Genomic DNA, 2,281 nt, shown 5'->3' on the forward strand with positions numbered 1-2,281 from the left:
AGCGTAAACGTTTCACCTATCTGGGGGCCGGCCTGCTCGTGCTTGCCGCGACGGCGGCAGTCTATGCCTGGCGCTTGCGGCCCGGACCGCCGTCCCCGGCGGGTACGCTGGAACAGGTGACCATCGCCGCCACTGCCGAATACGTCGGGGTGTGTCCAATTATTGCCGCCGACGCCAACGGCTATTTCGCCGAGCAGGGGATCGTCGCGCGGATCGAGCCGCATACCAGCGGCAAGTCGGCGCTGGAAGCGACCCTGCAGGGCAAGGCCGACCTGGGAACGGTGGCCGACATCCCGATCATGTTTGCCGCGCTGAAGGCGGTGCCGGTGGTCGTGGTCGCCACCATATTCCGGACCGAGAAAGACCATGGCCTGGTGGCGCGGCGGGACCGCGGGATCGATTCGGTCGCCAGCCTGAAGGGTAAGCGGGTTGGCGTCATCGTCGGCACCTCCGCCCATTTCGTGCTCGACGCCATGCTCAACCGGCAGGGACTGGCCCCCGGCGATGTGGTCAAGCGCAATCTCAGGCCGGAAGAATTTGCGGCCGCCCTCGCCAACGGTGAGGTCGACGCGATCGCCACCTGGGAACCGTTTCTGGACTCCTTGCGGGCAGGGCTCGGCAACAACGCGATGAGCGTGTATAGCGAGGACATTTATGAGATTCCCTATAATCTCGCCGCGACGCGCGACTACGTGGGGCACCATCCCGAGACGCTCAAGAAAGTCCTGCGCGCCCTGGTCGAAGGGGCGCGCTTTTGTGAGAGCGCTCCCGATGCCGCGCGCGCGCTGATGGGGGCCGGCCGCAAGCTCGACACCAGCCGCTGGAAGGTCCTGTGGCCCGCCTACCGCTTCCAGGTTGCGCTCGACCAGGGCCTGTTGCTGGCACTGGAGGATGAGACCCGTTGGGCCGTTGCGAATAAGCTGAGCGACCAGACAGCGATGCCGAATTACTTCGATTATGTCTACCTCGACGCACTCGAGGCGGTGGCGCCGGCTGCCGTGACCATCATTCATTGAGGGCATGCCCATGAAGATCTCGACCCGGCTCCAATTGGTGGGGTGGTTCTCGGCTGGCGTCGCCGTGCTGACCGTGGCGCTGCTGTTTTCCGCCTCCCAATCGGTGCGCCAGGAACTGGCCAAGAACGAGGCGGCCGGCAACGTGTTGCAGGCGGTGACGGCTTTGCGCTATCTCTCGCTGGAATATGTGCTGCACCATGCGCAGAGGACCCGGGGGCAGTGGCAGTTGCGCGCCGCCTCGCTGGACAGGCTGCTGAACGGGAGCGCCGATTTCACAGGCAGCGATGACCCGGCCCTGCTCGAGCAGTTGCGCCACACGCACGCCAGCGTCGATCAGTTGTTTGCCCAACTGGTGGCCAACCCTGCCTACGCCGACGCCGCCGAGGGCAGACGCGCCGTGGTCGACGAGCGTGAGTCGCGCCTGAGCGGACAGATTTCGAACAAGGTGCAGTCGATGATTTCCGACGCGCTCGATCTGTCCGAGCGCAGCCGGCAAGGCGTGCTGGCCGCGCAGCAAAGGCAGCTCGGCGCGGTTGTCGTGTTCGGTGCCGCCGTCGTGTTCGTGATCGCGATGAATACACTGATCACGCTGCGGCGTCTGGTCCGCCCCCTCGAGCAAATCCGCCAGAGTACCGCCCTGGTCGGCGCCGGCGTGCATGGCGCCCGTGCCGACGTGCAGTCGCGCGACGAGCTGGGCCAGGTGGCGCAGGAATTCAACCGCATGGCCCAGGCCATCGAGGAAAGCCATGCCAAGGAACTGGCGACGGCGAACGACATGCGAGCCAAGGTCGATGCGCTGCTGGACGTCGTCTCCCGGGCCGCGAAGGGCGACCTGACGGGCACGATCACGATCCGCGGCGACGACGCGATCGGCCGCCTGGGCGAAGGCCTGGCCACGATGCTCGGCGACCTGCGCAGCCTGCTGGACAATGTGCAGCGGGCCGGCAACCAGGTCACGACGTCGGCCACGCAGATCGCCGCGTCCGCGCGCGAGCAGGAGGCGACGGGGATCGAGCAGGCGCAGACGACCGTCGAGGTGCTGTCGACGACGCGCGAGATCTCGGCCAACACGTCGCAGCTGCTGCGCACGATGGAAGAAGCGACCGAGGTCGCCGACTACACGACGGCCGCCACGGCCGAGGCGCAGGACAATCTCAAGCGCATGGACCAGTCGATGCAGCAGATGGTCACGGCCACCGACACGATCAGCGCCAAGCTCACCACGCTGTCGGAAAAGGCCAGCAACATCAACAGCGTGCTGACGA

At 66.3% G+C, this 2,281-nt stretch carries 2 protein-coding genes; both read left to right on the plus strand.

The window, feature by feature from the left end; all coding sequences use genetic code 11:
• The coding region (locus AC1DYX_RS30435; protein WP_477265850.1) for an ABC transporter substrate-binding protein at positions 1–1,016 on the plus strand (1,016 nt) is incomplete at its 5' end.
• Positions 1,017–1,026: 10 nt separating this feature from the next.
• The coding region (locus tag AC1DYX_RS30440; protein ID WP_477265852.1) for a HAMP domain-containing protein at positions 1,027–2,281 on the plus strand (1,255 nt) is incomplete at its 3' end.

It is taken from the genome of Massilia sp. P2_C2 (assembly GCF_056404615.1).